22 protein-coding genes and 1 tRNA gene are annotated in these 25,199 nt (G+C 71.5%); 12 read left to right on the top strand and 11 right to left on the bottom strand.

All coding sequences use genetic code 11. The annotated features are described in order from the left end of the window. The first annotated feature begins 58 nt into the window (after positions 1-58). From DQ237_RS00760 to DQ237_RS00745, 5 genes are all read left to right on the top strand, one after another. Positions 59-2,500 (top strand): phosphoketolase, encoded by a 2,442-nt coding sequence (locus tag DQ237_RS00760; protein ID WP_113796220.1) that lies wholly within the window; start codon positions 59-61, stop codon positions 2,498-2,500. Continuing rightward, positions 2,497-3,627 carry an acetate/propionate family kinase gene (locus DQ237_RS00755; RefSeq protein ID WP_113796218.1) on the top strand — a complete coding sequence of 377 codons (1,131 nt, stop codon included), beginning with the start codon at positions 2,497-2,499 and terminating at the stop codon, positions 3,625-3,627. Before DQ237_RS00760 ends, DQ237_RS00755 begins: the two co-directional genes overlap by 4 nt. A gap of 188 nt (positions 3,628-3,815) precedes the next feature. Continuing rightward, positions 3,816-6,602 carry a glycosyl hydrolase family 65 protein gene (locus DQ237_RS00750; protein WP_205730015.1) on the top strand — a complete coding sequence of 929 codons (2,787 nt, stop codon included), beginning with the start codon at positions 3,816-3,818 and terminating at the stop codon, positions 6,600-6,602. Continuing rightward, positions 6,559-7,101, top strand: coding sequence for a hypothetical protein (locus DQ237_RS19865; RefSeq protein WP_369832175.1), 543 nt, complete (start codon positions 6,559-6,561; stop codon positions 7,099-7,101). Before DQ237_RS00750 ends, DQ237_RS19865 begins: the two co-directional genes overlap by 44 nt. Then, on the top strand, positions 7,050-7,664 hold the full coding sequence (locus DQ237_RS00745; RefSeq protein WP_240619381.1) for a hypothetical protein: 615 nt from the start codon (positions 7,050-7,052) through the stop codon (positions 7,662-7,664). The genes DQ237_RS19865 and DQ237_RS00745 overlap by 52 nt, the downstream gene beginning before the upstream one ends. Positions 7,665-7,679: 15 nt before the next feature. Here the strand turns inward: DQ237_RS00745 and DQ237_RS19860 are convergent, their stop codons facing one another. The 5 genes from DQ237_RS19860 to DQ237_RS00720 all read right to left on the bottom strand — a co-directional run bounded on the left by DQ237_RS19860 (position 7,680) and on the right by DQ237_RS00720 (position 13,376). After that, entirely contained in the window at positions 7,680-9,644 is a 1,965-nt protein-coding gene (locus DQ237_RS19860) for an NUDIX domain-containing protein (RefSeq protein WP_205730013.1), read from the bottom strand. A 137-nt stretch (positions 9,645-9,781) separates the two neighbouring features. Next, positions 9,782-10,669: a DMT family transporter gene (locus DQ237_RS00735; RefSeq protein ID WP_240619380.1), complete on the bottom strand. Its 888-nt coding sequence runs from the start codon at positions 10,667-10,669 to the stop codon at positions 9,782-9,784. 189 nt (positions 10,670-10,858) lie between these two features. Beyond that, on the bottom strand, positions 10,859-11,122 hold the full coding sequence (locus tag DQ237_RS00730) for an SHOCT domain-containing protein (RefSeq protein ID WP_240619379.1): 264 nt from the start codon (positions 11,120-11,122) through the stop codon (positions 10,859-10,861). Next, positions 11,122-11,370 carry a DUF2933 domain-containing protein gene (locus tag DQ237_RS00725; RefSeq protein ID WP_113796208.1) on the bottom strand — a complete coding sequence of 83 codons (249 nt, stop codon included), beginning with the start codon at positions 11,368-11,370 and terminating at the stop codon, positions 11,122-11,124. Before DQ237_RS00725 ends, DQ237_RS00730 begins: the two co-directional genes overlap by 1 nt. A gap of 350 nt (positions 11,371-11,720) precedes the next feature. Beyond that, the gene (locus DQ237_RS00720; RefSeq protein WP_113796206.1) at positions 11,721-13,376 is read right to left on the bottom strand and encodes a PA domain-containing protein; all 1,656 of its coding nucleotides are present in this window, start codon (positions 13,374-13,376) and stop codon (positions 11,721-11,723) included. A 679-nt stretch (positions 13,377-14,055) separates the two neighbouring features. Here DQ237_RS00720 and DQ237_RS00715 point away from each other — a divergent pair. Further along, the gene (locus DQ237_RS00715; protein WP_113796204.1) at positions 14,056-15,258 is read left to right on the top strand and encodes a tyrosine-type recombinase/integrase; all 1,203 of its coding nucleotides are present in this window, start codon (positions 14,056-14,058) and stop codon (positions 15,256-15,258) included. A gap of 103 nt (positions 15,259-15,361) precedes the next feature. Here the strand turns inward: DQ237_RS00715 and DQ237_RS00710 are convergent. Beyond that, positions 15,362-15,446: transfer RNA gene (locus DQ237_RS00710), tRNA-Leu, on the bottom strand. A gap of 87 nt (positions 15,447-15,533) precedes the next feature. On the opposite strand from DQ237_RS00710, the gene DQ237_RS00705 reads away from it, so the two are divergent. Both DQ237_RS00705 and DQ237_RS00700 read left to right on the top strand, forming a co-directional pair. Then, positions 15,534-16,874 carry a M20/M25/M40 family metallo-hydrolase gene (locus DQ237_RS00705; protein WP_113796201.1) on the top strand — a complete coding sequence of 447 codons (1,341 nt, stop codon included), beginning with the start codon at positions 15,534-15,536 and terminating at the stop codon, positions 16,872-16,874. A gap of 7 nt (positions 16,875-16,881) precedes the next feature. Beyond that, positions 16,882-17,685 (top strand): SDR family oxidoreductase, encoded by an 804-nt coding sequence (locus tag DQ237_RS00700; protein WP_113796199.1) that lies wholly within the window; start codon positions 16,882-16,884, stop codon positions 17,683-17,685. 6 nt (positions 17,686-17,691) lie between these two features. Here DQ237_RS00700 and DQ237_RS00695 read toward each other — a convergent pair whose 3' ends face one another. Next, the gene (locus DQ237_RS00695; protein ID WP_113796197.1) at positions 17,692-18,264 is read right to left on the bottom strand and encodes a class I SAM-dependent methyltransferase; all 573 of its coding nucleotides are present in this window, start codon (positions 18,262-18,264) and stop codon (positions 17,692-17,694) included. 134 nt (positions 18,265-18,398) lie between these two features. On the opposite strand from DQ237_RS00695, the gene DQ237_RS00690 reads away from it, so the two are divergent. Together DQ237_RS00690 and DQ237_RS00685 are read left to right on the top strand one after the other, a co-directional pair. Continuing rightward, on the top strand, positions 18,399-19,355 hold the full coding sequence (locus DQ237_RS00690) for an NADPH:quinone oxidoreductase family protein (RefSeq protein WP_113796195.1): 957 nt from the start codon (positions 18,399-18,401) through the stop codon (positions 19,353-19,355). A gap of 39 nt (positions 19,356-19,394) precedes the next feature. After that, positions 19,395-20,216 carry a pentapeptide repeat-containing protein gene (locus tag DQ237_RS00685; RefSeq protein WP_113796193.1) on the top strand — a complete coding sequence of 274 codons (822 nt, stop codon included), beginning with the start codon at positions 19,395-19,397 and terminating at the stop codon, positions 20,214-20,216. A gap of 16 nt (positions 20,217-20,232) precedes the next feature. On the opposite strand, the gene DQ237_RS00680 is transcribed toward DQ237_RS00685, so the two are convergent. Then, positions 20,233-20,436: a DUF5703 family protein gene (locus DQ237_RS00680; protein WP_113796191.1), complete on the bottom strand. Its 204-nt coding sequence runs from the start codon at positions 20,434-20,436 to the stop codon at positions 20,233-20,235. Positions 20,437-20,569: 133 nt separating this feature from the next. Here DQ237_RS00680 and DQ237_RS00675 point away from each other — a divergent pair, with 133 nt between their 5' ends. Together DQ237_RS00675 and DQ237_RS00670 are read left to right on the top strand one after the other, a co-directional pair. Continuing rightward, entirely contained in the window at positions 20,570-20,842 is a 273-nt protein-coding gene (locus DQ237_RS00675) for a hypothetical protein (protein WP_113796189.1), read from the top strand. Positions 20,843-20,909: 67 nt separating this feature from the next. Then, positions 20,910-21,191, top strand: a complete 282-nt coding sequence (locus DQ237_RS00670) for a hypothetical protein (protein WP_113796187.1) — start codon at positions 20,910-20,912, stop codon at positions 21,189-21,191. A gap of 16 nt (positions 21,192-21,207) precedes the next feature. On the opposite strand, the gene DQ237_RS00665 is transcribed toward DQ237_RS00670, so the two are convergent. From DQ237_RS00665 to DQ237_RS00655, 3 genes are read right to left on the bottom strand one after another with little or no spacing between them, the layout of a single operon-like run. Beyond that, complete coding sequence (locus DQ237_RS00665; RefSeq protein WP_113796185.1) at positions 21,208-22,203, bottom strand: YncE family protein; 996 nt, start codon at positions 22,201-22,203, stop codon at positions 21,208-21,210. Between the two features lie 42 nt (positions 22,204-22,245). After that, positions 22,246-24,201, bottom strand: coding sequence for an AAA family ATPase (locus DQ237_RS00660; protein WP_113796183.1), 1,956 nt, complete (start codon positions 24,199-24,201; stop codon positions 22,246-22,248). Further along, a complete protein-coding gene (locus tag DQ237_RS00655; protein WP_113796181.1) occupies positions 24,198-25,178 on the bottom strand; it encodes an aldo/keto reductase in 981 nt (326 codons plus the stop codon). The genes DQ237_RS00660 and DQ237_RS00655 overlap by 4 nt, the downstream gene beginning before the upstream one ends. Positions 25,179-25,199: the final 21 nt, after the last annotated feature.

The raw sequence follows: 25,199 nt of genomic DNA, 5'->3' as shown, positions 1-25,199 counted from the left end.
GCCGGCACGTGAGACTTCGGACCGATTAGCCGCTGAAGAGATCAGGAGGCCCGCACGCATGGACGTCGTCACCGAAGCACCGGAGGAGACCGCTGCCGAACCGCTGACGGAGGAGGAGCTGGCCGCGATCCACGCCTGGTGGCGGGCGGCGAACTACCTGTCCGTCGGCCAGATCTACCTCATGGGCAACCCATTGCTCCGAGAGCCGCTACGACCGGAGCACGTCAAGCCGCGGTTGCTGGGGCACTGGGGGACCACGCCCGGCCTTAACTTCATCTACGCGCACCTCAACCGCGTCATCGCCGGCCGCGACCTGAACGCCATGTACGTGATGGGGCCGGGGCACGGCGGCCCCGGGCCGGTCGCCTCGGCATGGCTCGAGGGGACCTACTCCGAGGTCTACCCGGAGGTGTCGCGGGACGAGGCGGGGATGCAGCGGCTCTTCACCCAGTTCTCCTTCCCCGGCGGCATTCCGTCGCACGTGGCGCCGGAGACGCCCGGGTCGATCCACGAGGGCGGGGAGCTGGGCTACGCGCTGTTCCACGCGTATGGCGCCGCGTTCGACAACCCGGACCTGATCGTGACGGCGGTGGTGGGCGACGGGGAGGCCGAGACCGGCCCCCTGGCCACCAGTTGGCACGGCAACAAGTTCCTCGACCCGGCCCGGGACGGCGCGGTGTTGCCGATCCTGCACCTGAATGGCTACAAGATCGCTAGCCCCACCGTGCTGGCCCGCATCCCGCGGGAGGAACTGCTGGAGCTGCTGCGTGGGTACGGGTACGACCCGCATGTCGTGGAGGGCGCGGAGCCGGCGCGGATGCATCAGCAGTTCGCCGCCACCCTCGACCGGTGCCTCGACGAGATTGCGGCGATCCACCGGCGGGCTCGCGAGGACGGCGACGTCAGCCGGCCGCGCTGGCCGATGATCGTGCTGGTCTCCCCGAAGGGCTGGACCGGGCCGAAGGAGGTCGACGGCCTGCCGGTGGAGGGGTCGTTCCGGTCTCACCAGGTCCCGTTCGCCAACGCCCGTGGCGACGATAGGCACCGTCAGGTGCTGGAGGAGTGGCTGCGCAGCTACCGCCCGGAGGAGCTGTTCGACGAGGACGGCGCGCCGGTCGCGTTGATCCGGGACCTCCATCCCGTCGGCACGCGACGGATGAGCGCCAGTCCGCACGCGAACGGCGGACTGCTGCTGCGTCCGCTGCGGATGCCGGACTTCCGCGACTACGCCGTCCCGGTCGAACACCCCGGGACCGGGGCCGTGGAGGCCACCCGGGTCCTGGGCACCTTCCTGCGCGACGTCATGCGGAACAACATGACGAGCTTCCGGGTCTTCGCCCCCGACGAGAACAACTCCAACAGGCTGAGCGCGATCCTGGATGCCACCGACCGCACCTGGGCCGCGGAGCGGCGGTCCACCGACGATCATCTGGCCCCGGACGGGCGGGTGATGGAGGTCCTCTCCGAGCACAGCTGTCAGGGGTGGCTGGAGGGCTACCTGCTGACCGGCCGCCACGGGTTCTTCTCCTGCTACGAGGCGTTCATCCACATCGTCGACTCGATGGTCAACCAGCACGCCAAGTGGCTGAAGGTCACGAACGGCATCCCGTGGCGGCGGCCGATCGCCTCGCTGAACTACCTGCTGACGTCGCACGTGTGGCGGCAGGACCACAACGGCTTCTCGCACCAGGACCCGAGCTTCATCGATCACGTCGTGAACAAGAAGGCCGACGTCATCCGGGTCTACCTGCCCCCGGACGCCAACACGCTGCTGTCGGTGGCCGACCACTGTCTGCGCAGCCGGCAGTACGTCAACGTGATCGTGGCGGGCAAGCAGCCGGCCCTGCAGTACCTCGACATGGACGCCGCGATCAGGCACTGCACCAAGGGGATCGGCATCTGGCAATGGGCGAGCAGCGACGACGGCAAGGAACCGGACGTCGTCCTGGGCTGCGCCGGTGATGTGCCGACCATGGAGACCCTGGCGGCGGTGGAGATCCTCCGGGGGCTGTTCCCGGAGCTGCGGGTGCGCGTGGTCAACGTGGTCGACCTGATGCGGCTGCAGGACGACCGGGAGCACCCGCACGGGCTGTCGGATGCCGAGTTCGATTCGCTGTTCACCACCGACAAGCCTGTCGTGTTCGCCTATCACGGGTATCCGTGGCTGATCCACCGGCTGACCTACCGGCGGACGAACCACAAGAACTTCGCCGTGCGCGGCTACGTGGAGGAGGGCACCACCACCACGCCGTTCGACATGTGCGTGCTGAACCGAATCGACCGGTTCAACCTGGCCATCGACGTCATCGACAGGGTCCCGCGGCTGGGGAACGTCGCCGCGCACGCCCGGGACCGGTTACGCGACAGGATCATCGAGCACCGGCAGTACATCCGGACCCACGGCGAGGACCTGCCGGACATCCGGGACTGGTCGTGGTCCGGGCACCCCGGTCCGGTCACCGAGGCTCCCGGGCCGCTGGTGGAGCCGCAGTCGGCATGAGGGTCCTGGTGGTCAACGCCGGCTCCAGCAGCCTCAAGCTCGCCCGGCTGGACGGCGGCGGCGCCGTCACGGCCGCGGTCAGCATCGAGCGCTGGCAGGGTGAGGGAGATCTCGAGCCGCTGGCGGACTTCCTCGTGACCTGCGGGCCGGTCGACGCGGTGGGCCACCGGGTGGTGCACGGCGGCCCCCACCACACTGGCCCGGCGCGGATCGATCCGAGGCTGGTCGCGGGACTGCAGTCGATCAACTCCCTGGCGCCGCTGCACAACCCGCGGGCGCTGGCAGGCATCCGGGCAGTGGAGGAGCTGCTGCCCGACGTCCCGGCGGTGGCCTGCTTCGACACCACGTTCCACACCACCCTGCCGCCGGCCGCGCACACCTATGCGCTGCCGCGGGAGTGGAACCAGCGGTGGGGGCTGCGTCGCTACGGCTTCCATGGGCTCTCGCACGCATACGCGGTGCGCCGGGCGGCCGAGATCGTCGGCAGTCCGCCCGACGCGCTGCGGATCGTGTCGGCCCACCTCGGCGCGGGGGCGTCGCTGGCCGCTGTCCGAAACGGCGTCTCGGTGGATACGACGATGGGCTTCACCCCGCTGGCCGGGCTCGTGATGAACACCCGGCCGGGCACAGTGGACCCGGGGCTGCTGCTGTGGCTGCTGGAGCACGGGGACGTTCCGGTGCCCGAACTGGCCGACGTCTTGGAGCACGACTCCGGGCTGCGTGGGCTCACCGGCACGTCCGGCGACCTGCGGGACGTGCTGACAGGGCGGGATGCCGGGGACGCCGACTGCGCGCTCGCTCTCGACGTCTACCTGCACCGGCTGTGCCGGGAGATCGCGGCCATGACCTCAGCGACCGGTGGGCTGGACCTGCTCGTGTTCACCGGCGGCGTGGGCGAGCACGCTTGGTCCGTGCGGGAGGCCGCCGCCGAGCGGCTGACCCACCTCGGCCTCGCCGTCGATCCGGACGTCAATCGGGTGGCCGCCGGGGACGCTGACATCACCGCGCCCGGCGCGGCCGCCGGCAGCGTCGTCGTCACCGCCCGCGAGGACCTCGAGATCCGCCGCCAGGTCACCGAGGTGCTCGGCGAGCAGAGGCCGTCGGCGGCCCCGGCGGGCTACCCGTGAGGCTGCCGACCCGGTCGCGCACACCCGGGCCGGCAGCCGCCGGAACGCTACCTGTACGACCGGCCGGCGCTGCGCCTCCGTTCGACGCCGTCGTCTTCGCTATGGACACGATTCTGGCGAACGCGCCGGGGCAGCTACGGTTCTCGGCCTCTGCCGCCGACCTCCTCACCAGACTCCGGACCGGAGGGGTGCCGGTCGCCCTGATGATCGCCGGCAGCCCGGGTTCTCCGTCGGAGGAGGCCGCGCTGGCACAGGACTTCGAGGTAGTGGTGCGCAGTTCCCGCGGATCGGAAGGCCCCGCTGCGACCGCTCTGCGGGCTGCCGCCTCGAAGTTGGACGCCTCGGCGGCGCGGATCGCCGTCGTGGACACCGCACCGTTCGGCGTGGCCGCCGCCCGGGAGGGCGGGTTCGGCCTGGTCGTGGGCATCACGCGGGCGAGTACCCGGGCTGACCTCGAGGCCGCCGGCGCTGACCTGGTTCTGGACGACGTCGGCGAACTCGACCTCGGGGTGCTGCGAACCGACCCGTGGGTGTTGGCCTACGAGGGGTTCGACGCGGCGCACGAGGGCCACCGGGAGGCGCTCACCACCCTCGGCAACGGCTATCAAGGCACCCGCGGCGCGGCGCCGGAACGCGCCGCCGACGGCGTGCACTACCCGGGCACGTACCTGGCGGGCGTCTACAACCGGCTCACCAGCACTGTGCAGGGCCGGGAGGTCGAGGACGAGCACCTGGTCAACGCCCCCAACTGGCTGCCGGTGGACCTGCGCACCGATGCGGGGGCGTGGTGGTCGGAAGGCGGGCTGACCCCGGTGCGCGAGCGGCGCGAGCTGGATCTGCGCCGCGGCCTGCTCACCCGGCAGGTGGAGCTCACCGACTCCGCCGGCCGCGGGCTGCAGATCACACAGCGGCGGCTGGTGTCGATGCAGCACCAGCACCTCGCCGCCCTGGAGACCACGGTCGTCCCCCTCGGCTGGAACGGCCGGATGGAGGTTCGATCCGGCATCGACGCGACGGTGCGCAATAGGAACGTCGCCGAGTACGCCGGCCTGGCCGACCGGCACCTCGGCGAGGTCACCGGCCGGCAGGTGGAGCCCGACGTGCTGCTCGTCGAGGCGGTCACCACCACCAGCCGGATCACCATCGCCACCGCGGCGCGGACGACCGTCACCGGCGTGGGGAGGTCGAAGGAACACCGGCTGGAATCAGTCGTCGAGGGTAGATATGCGCACCGACTCGAGGTCGACGTCCGAAGCGGAGTGCCGCTCCGTATCGACAAGACCGTCGCCGTCGTGTCCTCACGGGACCCGGCCGTGGCCACGGCGGGCTCCGGTGCGCTGGCCGAGCTCGCTCGCGCCCCCGCCGGTGTCAGCGGCCTACTGCCAGGCCACGCCGCGGCGTGGGAGCGGCTGTGGCAGCAGTTCCACGTCACGCTCGACGCAGACCGAGAGACCCACCTGGTGTTGAACCTGCACCAGTTCCACCTGCTGCAGTCGGTCTCCCCGCACACCGCGGAGCTCGACGCCGGAGTCCCAGCGCGCGGGCTGCACGGCGAGGGCTACCGCGGGCACGTCTTCTGGGACGAGCTCTTCGTCCTCCCAGTGATCACGATGCACCTCCCCGACGTCACTCGAGCGCTGCTGGACTACCGGTGGCACCGGCTCGGCGCAGCCCGCCAGGCGGCCGCCGACGCGGGCCTGGCTGGGGCGCTGTTCCCCTGGCAGAGCGGAAGCGACGGTCGGGAGGAGACCCCCGCCCAGCTGTTCAACCTGCGCTCGGGCCGCTGGATGCCCGACAACTCTCGCCGCCAGCGGCACGTCGGCCTCGCCGTGGCCTACAACGCCTGGCTGTACTACCAGGCCACCGGGGATACCGCCTGGCTTGCCGAGCGGGGCGCCGAGCTCATCATCGAGGTGACGCGGCTGTTCGCCGCCATGGCCACGCACGACTCGGTCGACGACCGGTTCCACCTCAGCGGGGTCATGGGTCCCGACGAGTACCACGACGGCTACCCCGGCACGCCCGGCAGCGGCCTGCGCGACAACGCCTACACCAACGTGCTGACCGCCTGGATCTGCGCACGCGCCGGTGACGCCCTCGAGATCCTCGGCGGCCACGACTGCGACGACCTTCGCGAAAGGCTCGGGGTCGGTCCCGCCGAGGAACACCGGTGGGAGCACATGAGCCGCCGGATGGCCGTTCCCTTCCACATCGACGGCGTCATCAGCCAGTTCGACGGCTACGAGCAGTTGGCCGAGCTGGACTGGAACCGGTACCGGGACACCTACGGAAACATCGGGCGGCTCGACCTGATCCTCGAGGCGGAGGGGGACAGCACCAACCGCTACCAGCTCGCCAAGCAGGCCGACGTTCTCATGCTGGTCTACCTGCTCGGTGGCGACCAGCTGCGTGACCTGCTCGGGCGGTTGGGCTATGCGATGGAGCCGACGGCGCTCGTGCGCACGGTGGACTTCTACCTCGCCCGCACGGCCCACGGCTCCACCCTCAGCCGGGTGGTCCACGCCTCCGTGCTGGCCGGGATAGATCCGAAACGTGCCTGGGGAACCTTTCGAGACGCCCTGGTCGCCGACCTGGACGACACCCAGGGTGGCACCACCAAGGAGGGTGTGCACCTGGGTGCCATGGCCGGGACCGTGGATATCGTTATGCGGTCCTTCGCCGGCCTGCACATCCGCGGCGACGTCCTTGCGTTCGACCCGTGCCCACCCCCAGAGCTGCGCCGGGTGCGGTTCCAGGCCCGCTTCCGCGGCCAGCGGATCGACGTGGATCTCGACCACGGGCAACTACGGGTATCGGCGCATCCCTGCGCTTCGGCCCCGCCGGTGCGCATACGGGTGGGCGGTGCCGAGTTGAGCCTGCGCGGGGGAGAGACCATCGACGTCGACCTCCCCGCGCGCGCCGACTCGACTCGTGCGGCGATCCCCGGGGGCGCCGCCACGACGATCACAGGGTAGGGACCATGGGAACCGACATCGAGGCGCTGCTGGGCGAAGAGGCCGAATCGCTGCTCCGGTATCGCTCGCTGACTGGCGTGGGGGACGTGCTGACCCGGCGCGGGCCGGGCTACGTCGACGAGGTCCTGGCCAGCAGCGACCGACCGCCGCGGGTGCTCGTCAACTTTCAGCGGATGCTCGGCGCCGGGCGCCTGGGCGGCACCGGCTACGTGTCCATTCTGCCGGTCGACCAGGGGGTAGAGCACTCGGCGGCGGCCTCGTTCGCACCCACCCTCGCTACTTCGATCCGCTGGAGATCGTCCGCCTCGCCGTCGAGGGCGGCTGCAACGCCGTCGCCACCACACTGGGCGTGCTCGGCCTCGCCTCCCGCCGCTACGCCCACCACATCCCTTTCATCGTCAAGCTGAACCACAACGAACTGCTGACGTACCCCCCCACTACGACCAGATCCGGTTCGCCTCCGTCCGCCAAGCCCTCGACCTGGGGGCTGCGGGGGTAGGCGCAACCATCTACTTCGGCTCGGCGGAGTGGGATCGGCAGATCCAGGAGGTCGGTGAGGCCTTCGCCGAGGCCCACCGGCACGGCATGTTCACCGTGCTGTGGTGCTACCTGCGTAACGCGGCCTTTGCACCCGAGGGCGGTCCGGATTACGGCCTGGCCGCCGACCTGACCGGCCAGGCCAACCACATCGGCGTGACCCTGGAGGCAGATCTGATCAAGCAGAAGCTGGCGGAGAACAACGGCGGCTACCCGGCACTCGGCGTCGGCCAGACCAGCCCCCGCGTCTACGCCGAGCTCACGACTGACCATCCCGTCGACCTGTGCCGGTGGCAGGTTCTCAACTGCTTCGCCGGACGAATCGGACTGGTCAACTCCGGGGGCGGATCGGCTGGCGTCGGTGACCTCGCCGTCGCCGTCCGCACCGCGGTGATCAACAAGCGCGCCGGTGGCATGGGGCTCATCACCGGGCGCAAGGCTTTCTCCCGGCCCTTCGACGAAGGGGTCGCGCTGCTGAACGCTGTCCAGGACGTCTATCTGGACGAGCGGGTCACCCTCGCCTGAACGCGCCGGCCTGGTTCATCCGCGGTCGCGGAGCAGTGTCTCGAGTTGCCGGAGGAGCCCGACGGTCATCCGACCGAATCGGCCGCTGTCGGCAGCCGTTACGCCGTCCGGGGACGCGTCCCCCAAGGGGACTTCGGCGAGCGTGTCGACCTCCGCCAGGTTCGTCCCGCGAGGGAAAGCCGGATCGGCCGACCATGCCAGGACGGGGGTCACGAGGAATCCGCTCTCGACGAGTGCCTGTCGCGGCAGCATCCCGAGAACCTGCACGCTGGACGGATTCAGGCCGGTCTCCTCAGTCGCCTCGCGCAGCGCGGTGCCCACGGGACCGTCGTCGCCGGAGTCGGCCGCACCGCCGGGAAAGACCATCTCTCCCGGATAGTCGACGAGGTCCCGCGTCCGCCGGGTCATCAGCACGCGGAGCCCGTCGGGGCGGTCGATGACGAGCACGAGGACCGCGGCGTTACGCAGGTGCACCGTCGGGGACCACTGCTCGTCGAACGGAACCCGCGCCACCTGCCGGGCGATGACGTGCGCCCAGGCGGGTGTGGCGCGTGCCCGCAGCTCGTCGCCAGGTAGTTGGAGATCGCCGTGCTCGGTTGCCGACGCCTCGACGGGCAGCCACCGCAGATCCCCGGAGTGCACCTGCAGAACCACCACTCCGGACTTGGAGTCGTCGGCGGACACGGACCGGGTCAGCTGGCCGTACCCCGGGTGGCCGAAGAGCGCCCGCGCGGGCCGGTGAACGACCGGATGTCCTGGCCACGGCCACTGGGCCGGGTTGTTTGCCACCACGACGAGTGCCTGATCGTCACCGACCAACTGTCCGACTGGCCCGCCGAAGGGAACGAGGGTCTCGCTCATCGCGGGGACGAGGACCAGGTTGGCACCCGCTTCGGTCAGCGCCTGCAGCGCGTGTGGGTTGAGCAAGTCGCGGCAGATGGCCAGGGCGAGATGCCATCCATCCGCCGTGACGTGGATGCGCAGCTCCGGCCAGCCGTCGGGTTGTAGGTCCTCGTCCACCGGCTGATCGGCGGGGGAGTGCTTGTCGTGCAGGAGCGGACGGTCGAGGCCACGCACCCACGCCACCGCCGTGTTGCGGCGCCGTGCCGGTTGGGCGCTCGCCCCCGGGGGTGGGTCCTCGTGGTGGTAGCTGCCGGCTACGAGCACCCGCGGTCCGTCAGCCCTCCGGACCCACCCGGACAGTTCCCATGCCAGAGCCTCGGTGACGCACAGCTCCGGGAGGACGACGATCGACGCCCCCGCTGCGACCGCCGCGGAGATGACCGAGTCGATCCGGCTCCGTTGCGCGTCAAGATCTGCTGGTCCGACGGGGAAGGAGCGCCCTCGCTGATCCTGCGGGAGTCGGATTTCGTCCATTCGTACGTTGGGATGGCAGGTGGCCACCACGGTGTCAGTGGTGACCAGGTCGTTCAGAAGATGCATCGCTGAGTAGTCGAAAATCACGCGGAACTGGGTCGCCCATTCTCCGGCGAGCCGCAGTCGTCTGGTTCCGTCGAGTCGGTTGGCCAGCCGCCAGGGTGGGGGCGTGGGTGGCAACGCGGTCACGACGCGGAGGTCAGGGCTGTCGAGCGGCAGGGGGTCACCGACACGCGGCTGGTAGGGGCTACGTCGGGCGAAGGAAGCCGAGAACGTGTGGCCGTATCGCTCGTCGATCATCTCCGCCAGCGCGCGGGCCACGACCACCACCGGGGTGTCGTCGACCGGCTCGAGTGCATCGGCCAAGGCTGCTCGGACTTCCGGTGCGAGGTCTGCTGCCATGCCCGGCGCCGGCAGCACTCTGGACAACTCGGTCAGCAGGTGGTCGACGCGTGCGCAGCAGACGGGATCATCGGTCCTCGACCACAGCACGGAATGCTCGTCGCGGCACAGCCGCAGTAGGTGGGTGACGGTGACCAGAGGTTCCGTCTCGTCGGCGACGGCCTGGCGCAACGTGGCCAGTCGGTCTTCCGGCGTGGTCAAGTCGGCGACACAGGCGGAACGGGGATGGATGGGGCAATTCGGTCGGGCTCCGGCCACAACGGTCTCGCCGACGGCGCAGGCACACGATGCCCGAGCCGCAGGCTCAGCGTTGGCCTGGCGACCGCCGAGGTCGTCCATCACGACCCGGACATCGCACTGGCGCCCTGGCCCCGGTCCGGTCCCGTACCAGGATTGATCGGATCCGTCCCAGGGCGCAGCACGAACCACAACGCGATCAGCACCATGGCGAGCCCGGCGAGGGTCCAGCCGCTCGGCCGCTCACCGAGCAGCAGCACGCCGAACCCGATGCCGAACACGGGGGTCAGGAACGTCCAGGCGGAGAGCAGACTCAGCCGGTACCGCTGCGCCTCTCGGAACCAGACAAGGAAGGTCCATGCGGTACCGGCCAGCGACAACAGACCAAGCACGGCCACGAAGCGCGGGGTCCAGGTGATCTGCGGGCTGCCTTCCACGGCGGCCGCGGCCACGCTCAGACCCATCCCTCCAAGCAAGAAGTGCCAGCCGCTGACCATCACCACGTCCAGGTGGCCGGTGAGCCGAACGAGCAGCGTGCCCGTGGTGATGGCGGCGGCGGCTAGCAACGACAACGCCGCCCCGGTGCCTCCTCCGCCCGGACCGGCCACCACGACCAGACCGACGAAGCCGGCAGCGAGCGCTACCACGGTGCGGGGGGAAACCGGCTCCCTGTACAGCCACCAGGCCGGCAGCAGGATGAGCAGCGGCTGGGCGTTGGCCAGTACCGCGGCCGCCCCGGTAGTCAGCCCGGCCACGCCAGCGAACATCGCCGCGAAGGCGAGCCCCGCGTTGGTCGCAGCCAGAGCGCCGACCAACCCCCAGTCACCCCGGGACCGGGGAGTGGGTCGTCGTTTCCAGCTCCCGTAGGCCAAGAGAGCCACCCCGGCCACGCCGGATCGTAGCGCGGCGAACCACAGCACGGGCGCGTCGCGCAACCCCCAGGAGATCAGGACGAAGCACAAGCCCCACGTGGCTGTAACCGCCACCATCCGCATCGCCGACGGGTGCCCGTCGATGGCCGCTCCTGAGGACATCAGCCGGCGCTAACCGACGCGACGACTGGGACCTCCATGACGTTCTTCTCTCACAATCCGTGGAAGGCGGCGTCGGCGGTCGTCTCCCTCACGGGCTGCTTCCGTGCAGGGTGTAGCTGTCATGGGTCCGTCGCGCGTGCCGGTCTAGAGCGGGGCCGTGGGCAACCGGTGATGGCGCAAGGTCTCAAGCCGCTGTCGGTACTCGGGCTCGTCGATCTCGCCTCGGGCGAACCTCTCGGCCAGCAGGTCTTCTGGTGTCGGCTTCCGCGCCTCCGGTGCGTCATCTCGACCGCTATAGCGCAAGAGCCAGACAACCCCGTAGATGATGAGGCCCCAGAACAGGATCATGCTGAGGGTCATCAACGCATAGGTCCAGCCGCTGGGCGAGCCCTCGCCGTACCACCACATCACCGGGCGTCACCGCCCGAGCGGTCGCCGGACGGGCCAACGTTGTCATGCCGATGCACACCGTCGTCGTCGCCGCCGTGGCCCATGCTGCCGCCGCGCATGCCGCCCATCATGAAGATCATCATGGCGGGACACAGGACGAGGAAAGCGAGAGCGAAGAGCGTGCCTGGTGCGACACCGAACGCCGCCGCGCCGATGACCAGGACCGCCGCAGCGGCCCCGTAGAGCACCAGATGCTGTCGTTTCATCGTTGGTCCCTTCGTAGTCGTTACGGCGATCAGCATGCGCGGCGGCTTGAGACCCGGAGAACCATCCTAAGTCGGATAGTAGAGAGCCTAAGGTCCCACGCATCGGTGCTGTCCGACAAGGCACCGGACGGCGAAAGTGGCCAACCGACGTCGACCTCGGCGACCTGCGCGACCGCCGCGAAGTTTGCGCCGACTGATGTGACCGAGGCCCCGCCTCATCGTCTCCTCAGGGCTTGCCCACCGACGCCCCTCGGGTCACCGCCAACGAGACCGGCCTACACCGGTCGGGGAAGTCCCCGAGCAGCCGTGAGGCCGGCTCCGCGGAGCGGAACCGGCCTCACGGACTCAGGTCAGGGCGCGTACTTCAGGATGTAGAGCCCGTAATCCCGGTCGGACAGGGCCACGTACTCGACGCCGTCCTGGACGAAGGTCTCCACCCCCCAGAAGTTGTTGCCTCCCTGGTCGATGAAGGCTCCGACCTCCTCGATCTCCCCGCTGCTCACGTCGATGACCCGGAGGCCGCCGGCGTAGTACGACAGGTAGGCGAGGTTCGGGTCGAGCTTCGAGGTGGCGACCTCGTGAACGGACAGGTCACCGAAGCCGGTCGCGAAGGCGGGGTCGTGTGCCTCCGGGATGGCGTAGGTGTCCAGCTCGCTCATGGACGTGGAGTCGAACAGGTGCACGTAGCCCCAGCCGTCGAAGTAGGACGAGAAGGCCAGCGTGTCCCCGGTCGTCCCCACCGGGATGGGCGCGAGCTGGGTGCCGTCCCCGGCCAGGCAGGCCGCGTCGTCGTACTGGTTCTCCACGTCGAAGATCGCGAAGCCCTGTTCACGCGGCGCGACGCCGAACGTGGGGATCCCGCCCTCGACGGTCATGCCCAGGGAGCCGTTGCAGCCGTCCGATGCGGTCCGGTTGAACACGAGGATCGCGGAGTAGCCGCCGGCCGCCTCCACTGCGGCCACCTTCACGGTGAAGTCGCAGACGCCACGCTCGACGACCGCGATCTGCGTGCCGTCACCAGCAGGGACGGCAGGATCGCCCGGGCACGCACGACCGACGAACACGGATTCACCGGTGATCGTGTCGCCCTCCTCGAGCGGAGTGGTCCCGCTGCCCTGGCTGGCCTCGATGTCCGTGCCGTCGTCGACGTTCCGCGCCGTGAGTGCGTAGGGGCCGAAGTCCTCGTCCGCGCCGATGACGTACCGGTTGTCCAGCGTGAACTCGCCCTGGTGACCGTTGCCCTCCGGCGGAACCGTGAGGCCGCTCTCAGCGGCCTCCGGGTCCGGGTTGGTGAAGTCGCTGTCGGACAGGTAGATCGGGTGCAGGGGGTCTGTCACGTCCAGTTGCACGTAGCCGGCGTCCCAGTAGGAGGCCAGCATGATGAACCGGCCGTTGATCTCCTTGACGATCATGTCGTGCAGGAAGACCTCGTCGAGGCCTTGCTCCGGCTGCAGGATCTGCGGGAACTGAGTCGCCAGGTCGTACTCAGCGATGAGGACCGGCTTCTTGGGGTTCGTGATGTCGACGATGTCGACATCGGCGGCCTCTTCGTTGTCGACCATGACCGCATAGGCCTTGTTGCCCGCGTCCCAGGCGAAGACGCTGTGGATCTCGTTGGCGGTCTTCTTCTGGTTGTTGCCACCGGCACTGGTGTCACCGAATCCCACGGCAAGCGGCTTCGGACGCGCCGGGTTGGTGACGTCGTAGATGTTCATGCCGCCGAAGCCGGCCGTGTCCTTGCAGATCTCGTTGTTGGTCACCAGCACATCGCCGGTGAACGACGGGGTGCTGATGTGCGTGACCTGCATGCCCTCGCCGGGGTAGCTGCCCTCCTTGGAGGGGACGAACGCGACCTCCCGCGGGTTGGTCACGTCGGAGATGTCCACGACGTGGATGCCGTTGGCCTTGCAGGTCTCCCCGCCCCAGGCGGCCAGGTAGGCGTAGTCCCCGTAAACCGCGACGTCGGCGATTCCTCCGGGTTCGACCGATTCCTCCGGGTTCGACATTGCTCAGCTGCAGCTTGCTGATCAGCTCGACGTTCTCCGATACGGGCGCCAAGTGGCCGTCGGTGCCGCCGTGCTGGTCGTGCAGGTCGTGGCCATGGGTGGCCTGCGCATTGTCGATGGCTCCGTCATCGCTGTGCGCGAAGGCGGGTCCCGCCGTCGCGAGCAATCCGACGGCGGCCAACGCCGTCACCTTGCCGATTCGTGTGAGCAAGTGTGCGCTCCATTAAGGCAGGCGCCGGACGATCTGCCGACGCGTCCATCGACTCCCTGTGGGGCGCCGAGTGGCGCAACCCAACCGTGACTCACAGCAACCGTCAAGGTTTCGAGATGAGTCAGTCCGAGCGTCCCGCGCCGTGGCCCTGTGGAGTTGGGGAGAGGCGCGCTCGAGGCGGGCCCGGAACCTCGCCCTCCAGTGGTCTACCGGAGAAGAACTGGAGAATCAGCGTCATGCTCCGGTGACGGGTGTCTGCGGTGCCGCTCGAGGCTAGACACCCGAATCCACAGGCCGCGTGCTGTCCACGGATGGGCGATTCGTCACCTGGAGGTCTCCTTTCGGGAGTACGCCGGACGTGCCCTACTCGCGACAGCGGGAGTCCAGGGCGGCGACCTAACCGGTCTCCGGTGGACCCGTGCGTCGTGACGTCGGATCACTCGACGGGACCGGAGACAGGAGGTCGGTGTGGCCAAGCCACGGCGGCGACAGGCAGGTGAGGGCGGAATCAGCGAGTACCAGACCAAGGCGGGTCCGCGTTTCCTCATCAAGTTCACGGCCCAGCGCGAGGACGGGTCGAAGCGCGTAGTTCTCAAACGGGGGTTCACGACTCGCAAGGAGGCAGCGAGGGCGCTGCGGACAGAGATCCGCAAGGCTGAAGTGGGGGAGTGGGTCGAGCCGTCGAAGCAGCGACTCGACGCCTACCTCGCCGAGTGGATCCAGGGGCAACGGCTGAGCCCCTCGACGCTGTCGTCCTACCGGAAGAACATCAGACTGCACATAGACCCATACCTCGGTGAGCACATGGTTGCCCGTCTCACCGGCTCGGCGGTCGACGCCTGGATGCGGAAGCTCGAGGAGTCCGGTCGAGCTGACGGCCAGGGTGGACTGTCGGCCCGCACCGTGCGCTACGTCTACACGATCCTGCGGTCAGCCCTGAGCGATGCGGTCAGACAGGGGCGGCTCGCGGTCAACCCGACTGACCGTGCGACACCACCCAGTCCGTCAGAGGCTCGGCCCCCGGAGATGCAGGCCTGGACCGCGGCCGAGCTCAACCGCTTCCTGGCCTGGGCCGAGGCCGATGACCGGGACCTGGCGATGGGCTGGCGACTGCTCGCGGCCACCGGCATGCGCCGCGGTGAGGCGCTGGCCCTCCGGTGGCGGGACGTCGACCTGGACGCCGGCAGGCTTGCGGTGCGTCGCAGCGTCGGCGTGGTGAAGGTCAAGAGCGCCGGCGAGCAGCTGGTCGAGGGCCCGACCAAGACCGGACAGTCCCGGGTCGTCGACCTCGACGCGGGCACGGTGGCCGCGCTTCGCAACTACCGGGCGGCCCGCGGCCTGTTAACCCTCGAGCTGGTCCGGGATTCCGCGCTCGTGCTGAGCGGGCTCGACGGCAGCCACCGGCATCCGGAGCGGTTCTCCCGCCGCTTCGCCGGTCAGCTGGCACGTGCGCGCAAGGCGCTGGGCGAGGACCACCTGCCGGCGATCCGGCTGCACGATCTGCGCCACACCCACGCCACGCTGCTGCTCGCCGACGGCGTTCCCGTGAAGGTCGTCTCCGAGCGCCTCGGTCACGCGAGCGCCATGATCACGCTCACCGTCTACCAGCACGTACACCCCGGGATGGGCCGCGAGGCGGCCGAGCGGTTCGCCGCGCTGCTCGACGGCTGACGGAAAGTGCACGAAGTATCAAAGCGGTATCACGAGGGCCTCGCAGGCCCGGACATGGAAACGCCCCGGGCTCCTGACCTGCAGGAACGCCGGGGCGGTCGAGTGTCCGAGGGGGGACTTGAACCCCCACGCCCGATAAAGGGCACTAGCACCTCAAGCTAGCGCGTCTGCCATTCCGCCACCCGGACAAGGTGCGGCGCCCCAGAGGGCGTCAGGGAGAAGCATAACGGAGGCGTCCCCGGCGTTCACGCACCCCCGGTGGCACGATCACCGGCATGTCCGAGCCGACCGTGCAGCCCCCCGTCGAACCCCTCGTCGGGGCGCAGGCCGAGGTGGCCGAGCTGCTCTCCGAACTGATCCGGATCGACAGCACCAACACCGGGGAGACGGCCACCAGCGCAGGCGAGCGGAAGGCCGCCGAGTGGGTGGCGGCCAAGCTCGACGAGGTCGGCATCGACTCGCAGATCTTCGAGTCCGAGCGCGGTCGGGCGAGCCTGGTGGCCCGCATCCCGGGGCGGGACCGGTCGAGGCCCGCGCTGCTGGTGCACGGGCACCTCGACGTCGTCCCCGCCGATCCGGCCGAGTGGAGCGTGCACCCGTTCTCCGGCGAGGAGCGGGACGGCTACATCTGGGGCCGCGGCGCGGTCGACATGAAGGACATGGACTGCATGGTCCTGGCACTGGTCCGGGACTGGGCCCGCACCGGCGTGCAGCCCGAGCGGGACATCGTGCTGGCCTTCCTCGCCGACGAGGAGGCCGGCGGCGGGCTCGGCGCGCACTTCATGGTCGACGAGCACCCCGACCTGTTCGCCGACTGCACCGAGGCGATCAGCGAGGTCGGCGGCTTCAGCATCACCGTCCGCGACGACCTGCGCCTCTACCTCGTGCAGACCGCGGAGAAGGGCATGGGCTGGATGCGGCTGACCGTCGGCGGCAAGCCCGGTCACGGCTCCTTCGTGCACGACGACAACGCCGTCACCCGGTTGGCCGAGGCCGTCGCGCGCGTCGGCAACCACCGGTTCCCGCTCACCCTCACACCGCCAATGCGCGAGTTCATCGCCGCGGTCGAGGACGCCTACGGCATCGAGATCGACCCCGCCGAGCCGGAGGTCGCCCTGGCCCGCCTCGGCAGCCTCAGCCGGATGATCGGCGCGGCGCTGCGCAACACCGCCAACCCCACGATGCTCCAGGCCGGCTACAAGGCCAACGTCGTCCCCGGCACCGCGAGCGCGACCGTCGACGGCCGCTTCCTCTACGGCCAGGAGGAGGAGTACGAGCGGCAGCTCGACGCCCTGCTGGGCGAGGGCGTGCGGCGCGAGTGGCTGGTGCACAACCCCGCGGTGGAGACGACGTTCGACGGCCCGCTGGTCGACCAGATGGTCGCCGCGCTCAAGGAGGAGGACGCCGGCGCACGTCCGGTGCCGTTCACGATGAGCGGCGGCACCGACGCCAAGAGCTTCCAGCGCCTGGGCATGCGGTGCTTCGGGTTCTCGCCGCTGCGCCTGCCACCGGACCTGGACTTCGCCGCGCTGTTCCACGGCATCGACGAACGGGTGCCGGTCGAGTCGCTGACGTTCGGCATCCGGGTGCTCGACCGCTTCCTGCGCTCGGCATGATGGCGGGGTGACCCAGAACACTCCCGGCCCCGGTTCCGTCGCGCTGATCACCGGAGGGTGCGGTGGCTTCGGCCGCGCCCTGGCCAAGAAGCTGCGCGAGCGCGAGGTCACCGTCGTCCTCGCCGACCTCGACAGCGAACGCAACCGTCAGGTCGCCGCCGACCTGGGCTGCGAGTTCGCCGTCCTCGACGTCACCGACCGCGCCGCGAACGAGGCACTCGTGGCGCGGATCGAGGCCGATCACGGCCGGCTCGACGCCGCCTACCTCAACGCCGGTATCTCTGCCGCGAAGAGCGACGACGTCCTCGACCTCGAGGAGTTCATGCGCGTGGTCGAGATCGACCTGTTCGGCGTGGTCTACGGCGTGGCGGCGGCCCGCCCGGCGATCCAGCGGGCCGGGGGAGGGGCCATCGTGGTGACGGCGTCGCTCGCCGGGCTCTCGCCGATGGCGACCGACCCCGGCTACAGCGTCGCCAAGGGCGGCGCCATCGCGTTCGTGCGGTCCATGGCGCCTCGCCTGACCGCCGAGGGGACGACGATCACCGCGATCTGCCCCGGGTTCGCCGACACGGCGATCATCGACCGGATCCGCGACCAGTTCACCGCCGCTGGCTTCCCGGTGCTCACCGCCGAGGAGGTCGCCGACGCGATGATCATGGCCTGGGAGTCCGGTGAGCCCGGTGCGGCCTACGTGATCCAGCCCGGCGTGGGCACCGTGCCGTACAAGTTCAAGGGCGTGCCCGCCGCGCGCACCGAGGCCGGCGAGACCGCCGTCGTCCCGGAGGCGCTGCGCCCGCCGTCGATGCGCTGACGCGGCTCAGCCGGAGATCGGCCCGCGGCAGGCGAAGAGGAAGGCCGGCGGCACGTTCCACGGGGTGACCCGCCAGTGCACCGCGCGGAACCGCTTGCGGAAGTCGGCGAGCATCAGCGGCGAGTACTGGATGACGACGACGGTGCCGTCCGGTGCCAGCGCCCCGGGCAGCACGTCGAGGATCCGTTGCCGCAGCCGCTGGTCCAGCGAGGTGTAGGGGAGCGCGGAGACGATCACGTCCGCCGCAGCCCCGCCCAGGTGGTCGGCGAGGTTCTCCGCGGAGTCGCACACGACCTGCACCCGCGGGTCGTGGAAGCGCTCGGTGAGCAGCTGGGCCAGGCGCGGGTCGATCTCGAAGCCCACCAGGCGGGCGCCCGGCTTCATGCGCGCGAGGATCTCCTGCGTCTGCGCGCCGGTCCCCGCACCCAGCTCCACGACCAGCTCCGCGCCGGACACGTCGGCCGGGTCGAGCATGGCGCGGACCGCCGTCGCCGACGTCGGCAGGACGGCGCCCACCTGCCGCGGGTGGGCGAGGAACGCACCGAGGAAGCGCAGCCGGTCGGTCAGGTGGTCGAGCATCGGGTCCCCTCCCCGGGGTCACCGCGCGGGGGGCGACCGTCCGCTGCGCACCCTGACACGTCCCGCGCCCCACGGCGAGGCGAGCGGGCAACCCCGGTGACGGCGGTCACGGCACGTCTGGCAAGGTCGCGGGCATGCGCGCATGGCGGGTCCACGAGCTCGGCGACCCCTCCCAGGTCATGTCCTTCGACGAGGTCGACCGGCCCACGCCCGGCGAGGGGCAGGTGCTGGTCAAGGTGCGGGCGGCCGCCCTGAACTTCCCCGACGTGCTCATGGCGATGGGCATGTACCAGGAGAAGCCGCCGCTGCCCTACACCCCGGGTGTCGAGCTGTGCGGCGAGATCGTGGAGACCGGCCAGCGGGTCATCGGCTCGCCTGCCGGCGGCCCGGGAGCGTTCGCCGAGTACGCGCTCATGGACGCGGCGGCCGCCTTCCCGGTGCCCGACTCGATGTCCGACGAGAAGGCCGCCTCGCTGTACCTCACCTACCAGACCGGCTACGTCGGCCTGCACCGTCGCGCGCACCTGCAGGCGGGGGAGACCCTGCTGGTCCACGCCGGTGCCGGGGGCGTGGGAACGGCGGCGATCCAGCTGGGCAAGGCCGCCGGCGCCACCGTCATCGCCACGGCGGGCGGGTCGCGCAAGACCGAGGTGTGCACGCAGCTCGGCGCCGACCACGTCATCGACTACACGACCGAGGACTTCGTCCCGATCGTCAAGGAGGTGACCGGCGGCCGCGGCGCCGACGTCGTCTACGACCCGGTCGGCGGGGACGTCTTCGACAAGTCGCGCAAGTGCATCGCGTTCGAGGGCCGCCTCGTCGTCGTCGGATTCACCAGCGGCCGCATCCCCGAGGCGCCGGCCAACCACCTGCTGGTCAAGAACTACAGCGTCGTGGGCCTGCACTGGGGTCTGTACCGCAAGTACGACCCGTCGGTGTTCACCGAGACCCACGAGCGGCTCGTCGAGCTGGTCGAGCAGGGGAAGGTCGACCCGCTCGTCGGCGAGGTGCTGCCGCTGGGCCAGGCCCCGCAGGCGCTGCTCAAGCTGGCCTCGCGCGACACGGTCGGCAAGGTCGTCCTCGTTCCCTGAGCCGGACGGCGGGGGCCGGCGCCTAACCTGGTCCCCGCCATGCCGTCCGATCCGCTGCCGTTGCTCGACGACCGCGCCCATCTGCGGGCGGACTGCTCGCGCTGCGCGGGGCTGTGCTGCGTGGCCCCGGCCTTCGCCGCGTCCGCCGACTTCGCGATCGACAAGCCGGCCGGCACGGCGTGCGTCCACCTGGCCGGCGACTTCCGGTGCGGCATCCACGCGGAACTCCGCGAGCGGGGATTCCCCGGGTGCACCGTCTTCGACTGCTTCGGCGCCGGCCAGCACATCACCCAGACCACCTCCGGCGGGCGGAGCTGGCGGGAGTCCCCGGTGCTGGCCCGGCAGCAGTTCGCCGTCCTGCCGGTCGTGCGGCAGCTGCACGAGGCGCTGTGGTACCTGGCCGAGGTGCTGGCGCTTCCGGACGCGGCGCCGCTGCACGCTGAGGCCGCGACCCACCGCCGCGTGATCGAGGAGCTGACCGGGTGCGGGGCCGACGAGCTGGCCGCCCTCGACGTCGGTGCCCACCGGGCTCCGGTGGGGGAGTTGCTGGGCCGGGTGAGCCGGCTCGTGCGCGGCCGCGGAGCCCCCGATCGCCGCGGTGCCGATCTGATGGGCCGGGACCTCCGCCGGACCGCACTGCGCGACGCCGACCTGCGGGGCGCCTACCTGATCGGCGTGGACCTGCGGGGCGTCGACCTGGGGTCGGCCGACCTGCTCGGCGCCGACCTGCGAGCGGCCGACGTCCGGGGCGCGGACCTGAGCCGCTGCCTCTTCCTCACCCGGCCGCAGGTGACCGCCGCCCGGGGGGACGTGGGCACGCGCCTCCCGGCCGTCCTGGAGCGGCCACCGCACTGGCGGTGAGCGGTCCGCCTCGCGGCTAGACGACCGGCTTGGGCAGGTAGGAGAGGCGGGCGCGGCGGCGCAGGATCACCTTGCGCGTGCCGTCGGCGTGCAGCTGCAGGCGGGCGAGTTCCCAGCCGCCGATGTCGGACTGCAGGCTCAGCATGGTCGCGGCCGCGGACCGGGACGTACCCGGAGGGATCCGCAGCGGCGCGAACTCGTAGTCCCCGGGCGTGTCCATCACCGTCGATTGTGCCCGGATTTCGCCGGGTGGTCACGGGATCGTCGCCTCGGTCACACGATCCCGTCCTGCCGGCCGGCCGGGGGACCGGCACGATGGAGACGACCTGACCTGCACTCCGAGGGGAGACGACGTGACCGACCCCGGCATCTCCAGCGACGTGCCCGACGCCGACCGTGCGGAGCAGGAGGCACTCCTGGACCCACCGGCGGTGACCAGCGCCGCCGAGGCCAGCGCTCCCGCCGCGGGCGTACCCGAGGCCGACGCGCTGGAGCAGCAGCTGTCCGCGCGCCCCGGGGAGGCCGGCACCCCGCCCGGCCCGGTGGGGGACCGGGAGGCGGACGACGCCGACGTGCTCGAGCAGGCGGCCGATGTCCCGGTGGACGAGGACGACGTCCGGGCCTGAGCGCCCAGCCGGGTGAATCTCCCGCTCCGAGCTGCCCCCGTGCTCACTCTCGGTCATCGTGGGGCCGGTGAGATCCGGGACGACGCCGCCGACCGCGGCCGACGCCGCCGTCGCCCGCTGGGCCGCGGCCGCCGGGGTGCCTGCGTCCGTCGTCGAGGGGTACGAGTCCCGCGCGCCGGCATGGCTGCGGCTCCTGCGGGGCCTGCTCCTGGGCCTGGTCGCCGGCGCTCCGGTGCTGGCCCTCGCCTGGGTGGCGCGGCACGGGGGCGGGCTCACCGTGCTGCTCGTCGGTGCGGGACTGGTCGTGGCGCTGCGGATCGTCGTCCACCGGAGGGCGTCCGCACCCTGACCCCGCCGGCCGGGGGTCAGGGCCGGATCGTCTGGAGCTCCCCGGTCGTCCGGCCGGCCACGAACACCCGGCCGTCGCGAGGATCGACCGCCACGCTGTTGGGCTGCCGAACGGTGGGGAAGCGGGCGACCTCCCGGAGCCGCGGCCCGTCGGTCGCGAGGCCGACGACCTCGTTGCGGGCGGTCAGGCTCACCCAGAGCACGTGTCGGACCGGATCGAAGGCCAGCCCGTAGGGCGTACCGGGCAGCCGGTGGGCGTCCACCTTCTCGAGGGGGTCGGCGGCGAACACCAGCACGCCGTCGCCCCGGGTGTCGGCGACCAGGAGGCGGTCCCGGTCGTCGGCGACCACGTGCGTGGGACCGGCTCCGGCGTCGACCGACGACAGCCGCTCGGCCTCCGGGACGTCGTAGGTGGTGAGGGTGAAGGCGCCGACGTCGACCACTCCGGCGAGATCCCCGACGGCGGCGATGCCACCGGGCTGGGTCTGGTCGGTCAGCGTGGCGAGGACCTCGCCGTCCCGGACGACGGAGAGCGTGCCACCCAGCTCGTCGGCCACCAGCGTCTCGCCCGACGCCACGCGAGCCGCGTCGTGCGGGTACTCGCCGACCTGGGTGCAGCGCACCTCGCCGCCGGGCAGCGCCACCTCCAGGTAGCTGTCGGAGTCCTCCGCCGGCACCAGCACCGGGCCACCGGGAGCGGCGAGCTGCAGGTGCCGGGCGTGCCCGGGCAAGGGCACCTCGCGGACGACGGCCTGCGTCGCGGCGTCGACCAGCAGCAGCCGGTTCGGCTCGCGCACGGCGACCGCGAGCAGGCCGGTGGCCGCGTCGAGCACCATGCCCTCGGGCCCGGGCGCCAGCTCGCTGACCGTGCCCGCGGGGGAGCGGTCGGGGACGGGCGAGTCGCCCGGCTCGGCGGCGCCGGGACGCGCGCCCTCCTCCGGCGAGGTGCCGGCCGAGCACCCCGCGACCAGGAGGACGGCGAGCGCCGCGAGCGCGGCGCGGCGAGAGGGCACCCGCCGATCCTGGCGCGCTGGGCGGCGACCGGCGATCCGGCGTCAGCCGGCGATCTCGCGCAGCAGCTCCGCCAGTCGTGTGCGGCGTGGGCGGGCCTGGACGTCGCGCACCGCGCGCGCCAGGGCGGCACCGCTGGCCGGCACGATCGACAGGTGCTTCTGCGCCCGCGTCAGCGCGGTGTAGACCAGCGGACGGGACAGCATGCCGCCGGCCTCCGGGGGCAGCACGACGACGACGCCGGGCCACTCCGAGCCCTGCGCGCGGTGCACCGTGATCGCCCAGCCGTGCCGCAGGTCGAACAGCGCCTGCCCGGTGCAGGTGACCGGGCCGGAGCTGAAGTCCACCGTCAGCGAGCCGTCGCCGGTGCCGGTGACCACGCCGACCTCGCCGTTGGCGAAGCCGATCGGGTCCAGGTCGAGGTGGTTGGCGGTGGCCACCACGCGGTCGCCCGGGTCGAAGCCGAAGACGGCGCCCTCGCCCGGGTTGAGCTTCTCCTTGAGCGCCTTGTTGAGCTCGATCGTGCCGGCCGGACCACGGTGCACCGGCGTGACCACCTGCACCGAGCCGGGGTCGATGCCGAGTGCCCGAGGGATGGAGTCGGTGACCAGCTGGACCACCCGGCGGGCGGCCTCGGCACTGCCCGCGGCCGGCACCACGACGACCTCGCGGTCGGGGGAGTCCACCGGGGGCAGCTCGCCCTGCCGCACGGCCGAGGCGAGCCGGGCGATCGCCCCGCCCTCGGCCTGGCGGTACAGGGTCCTCAGCTCGGTCACCGGGACCGCGCCGGAGTCGATGAGGTCACCGAGGACGTGTCCCGGGCCGATCGAGGGCAGCTGGGCCGGATCGCCGACCAGCAGCAGGTGGGTGCCGTCGGGGCAGGCCTCCAGCAGCGCGGCGGTCAGCTCCACGTCGAGCATCGACGCCTCGTCGACGACGATCACGTCGGCGTCCAGCGGCCACTCCTCGTTGCGGGAGAAGCCGCCGGAGGCGCCCTGCGCGCCGAGCAGCCGGTGCACCGTGGTCGCCGGGTGGTCGGTGAGCTCCTCCAGGCGCTTGGCGGCCCGGCCCGTGGGCGCGGCCAGCGCGATGTCGGTGCCCTTGGCGCGCAGCAGCTTCACGATGGCCGCCACCGTGCGGCTCTTGCCCGTACCCGGACCGCCGGTGAGGAGGCTGACCCCGGCGGAGAGCACCTGGGCCACGGCTTGCTTCTGCGCCTCGTCCAGGCCCTTCGCCACCGAGCGCACCGAGGCGGGGTCCGCGATCCGCTCCGCCGCCGCGGCCAGCCGGGCGACGTTCTCCGCCACGGCCTCCTCGGCCATGCCGAACCGGGCCAGCGAGAGCGTCCTCAGCGCGGGGTCGGGCTCCGGGGGCTCCTCGTCGGAGTCCTCGTCGAAGTCCGGCTCCGGCGGCTCGTGCTCGAGCACCTCGCCGCCGTCGACCGCCGCCACGATCGCGGCCACCGGATCGCTGATGCCCTCGGCCTGCAGCGCGGCGACCACCAGGTCCGCCGGCAGCACGGTGTGCCCGTCGCGGGTCGCCGTCCGCAGGGTGAGGACGACGATCGCGCGGCCGCGCCGCGAGTCCTGCCGGTCGGCGCCCTTGAGGACGGCGATGGCCAGCCGGTCGGCGTCGCCCAGCGTGACGCCCGGCAGACCGAGCAGGGCCCAGGGGTCGTCGCGCAGCCGCCGGGCGGCGTCCGGTCCGAGCCCGTCGGCGACACCCGCCGCCAGCTTGGCCGGCAGGCCGGCGCCGACCAGCAGCTCCACCACCTCGTAGGTCGAGGCGGCGGACAGGAAGCTGGAGAAGAGCCGCTCGGCGCGCTGGCGGCCCACGCGCGGCAGCTTCATCAACCGGTCGGCGGTGACGTCGTCAGGGCTGGTGATGCCCACGCCGGGGAGCTCCGCGGCCGCGCGCTTGCCCAGGCCGGGCCAGAGACCGGCGGCGCAGAACGCGGCGAAGACCTGGCCGGCGCCGGGGGAGGGGAGTGCCGCGGTCACCGGTCCGACCGGCGCTCGGGATAGCTGAACGGCGGGGCGGAGACGTCCTCCAGCGCGGTGCGGATCGCCGCGGGCAGCCGGACCGCGTCGGCGTCCAGCGACGCCTGCAGCTGCTGCGCGGTCCGGGCGCCGACCACCGGGGCGACCACGCCCGGCCGGTCGCGCACCCACGCCAGGGCCACCGCCAGCGGCGTGGTGCCCAGCCCCTGGGCCGCGGTGATCACGGCCTCGACGATGCGGTCGGACTTCTCCGAGCGGAGGCCGTCGATGAACGCCGCCCACTGCTGCGACGCACCGCGGGACTCCGACGGCGTGCTGTGCCGGTACTTGCCGGTGAGCAGGCCGCGGCCCAGCGGGGACCAGGCGAGCACGCCGAGCCCCAGTGCCTCCGCGGCGGGCACGACCTCCCGTTCGACCCCGCGCTGGAGCAGCGAGTACTCGACCTGGGTGCTGACCACCGGCGTCCGTCCCGGCCAGGCCTTCTGCCAGGTGGCGGCCTGTGCGGTCTGCCAGCCGGTGAAGTTGCTGATGCCGATGTAGCGCGCCCGGCCCGAGGAGACGGCCAGGTCGCAGGCGGCGAGCGTCTCCTCCAGCGGCGTCGTGTCGTCCCAGGCGTGCAGCTGCCACAGGTCGACGTGGTCCAGGCCCAGCCGCTCCAGCGACGCGTCGAGGGCGGAGATCAGGTGGCCGCGCGAGGCGCCCCGCCCCATCGGCCCCTTGCCGGTGCGGCCCACAGCCTTGGTGGCGACCAGCACGTCGTCGCGAGGGACCACGTCGGCCAGCAGGTGCCCGAGGGTCCGCTCGCTCTCGCCGTCGCAGTACACGTCGGCGGTGTCGACGAGCGTGCCTCCGGCGTCGACGAAGGCCGTCAGCTGCATGGCGGCCTCGTCCTCGTCGGTGTCGCCGCCCCACGTCATCGTGCCCAGCGCGAGCCGGGAGACGACCAGTCCGCTGCGACCCAGCGCCCGTTGCTCCACGACCGGCCAACCTACCGTCGC

It is taken from the genome of Blastococcus sp. TF02-8, from assembly GCF_003319175.1.
Taxonomy (GTDB): domain Bacteria; phylum Actinomycetota; class Actinomycetes; order Mycobacteriales; family Geodermatophilaceae; genus Blastococcus.
Note: the sequence above shows the minus strand (reverse complement) of the source record. Positions and strands in the feature narration are given on the sequence as shown.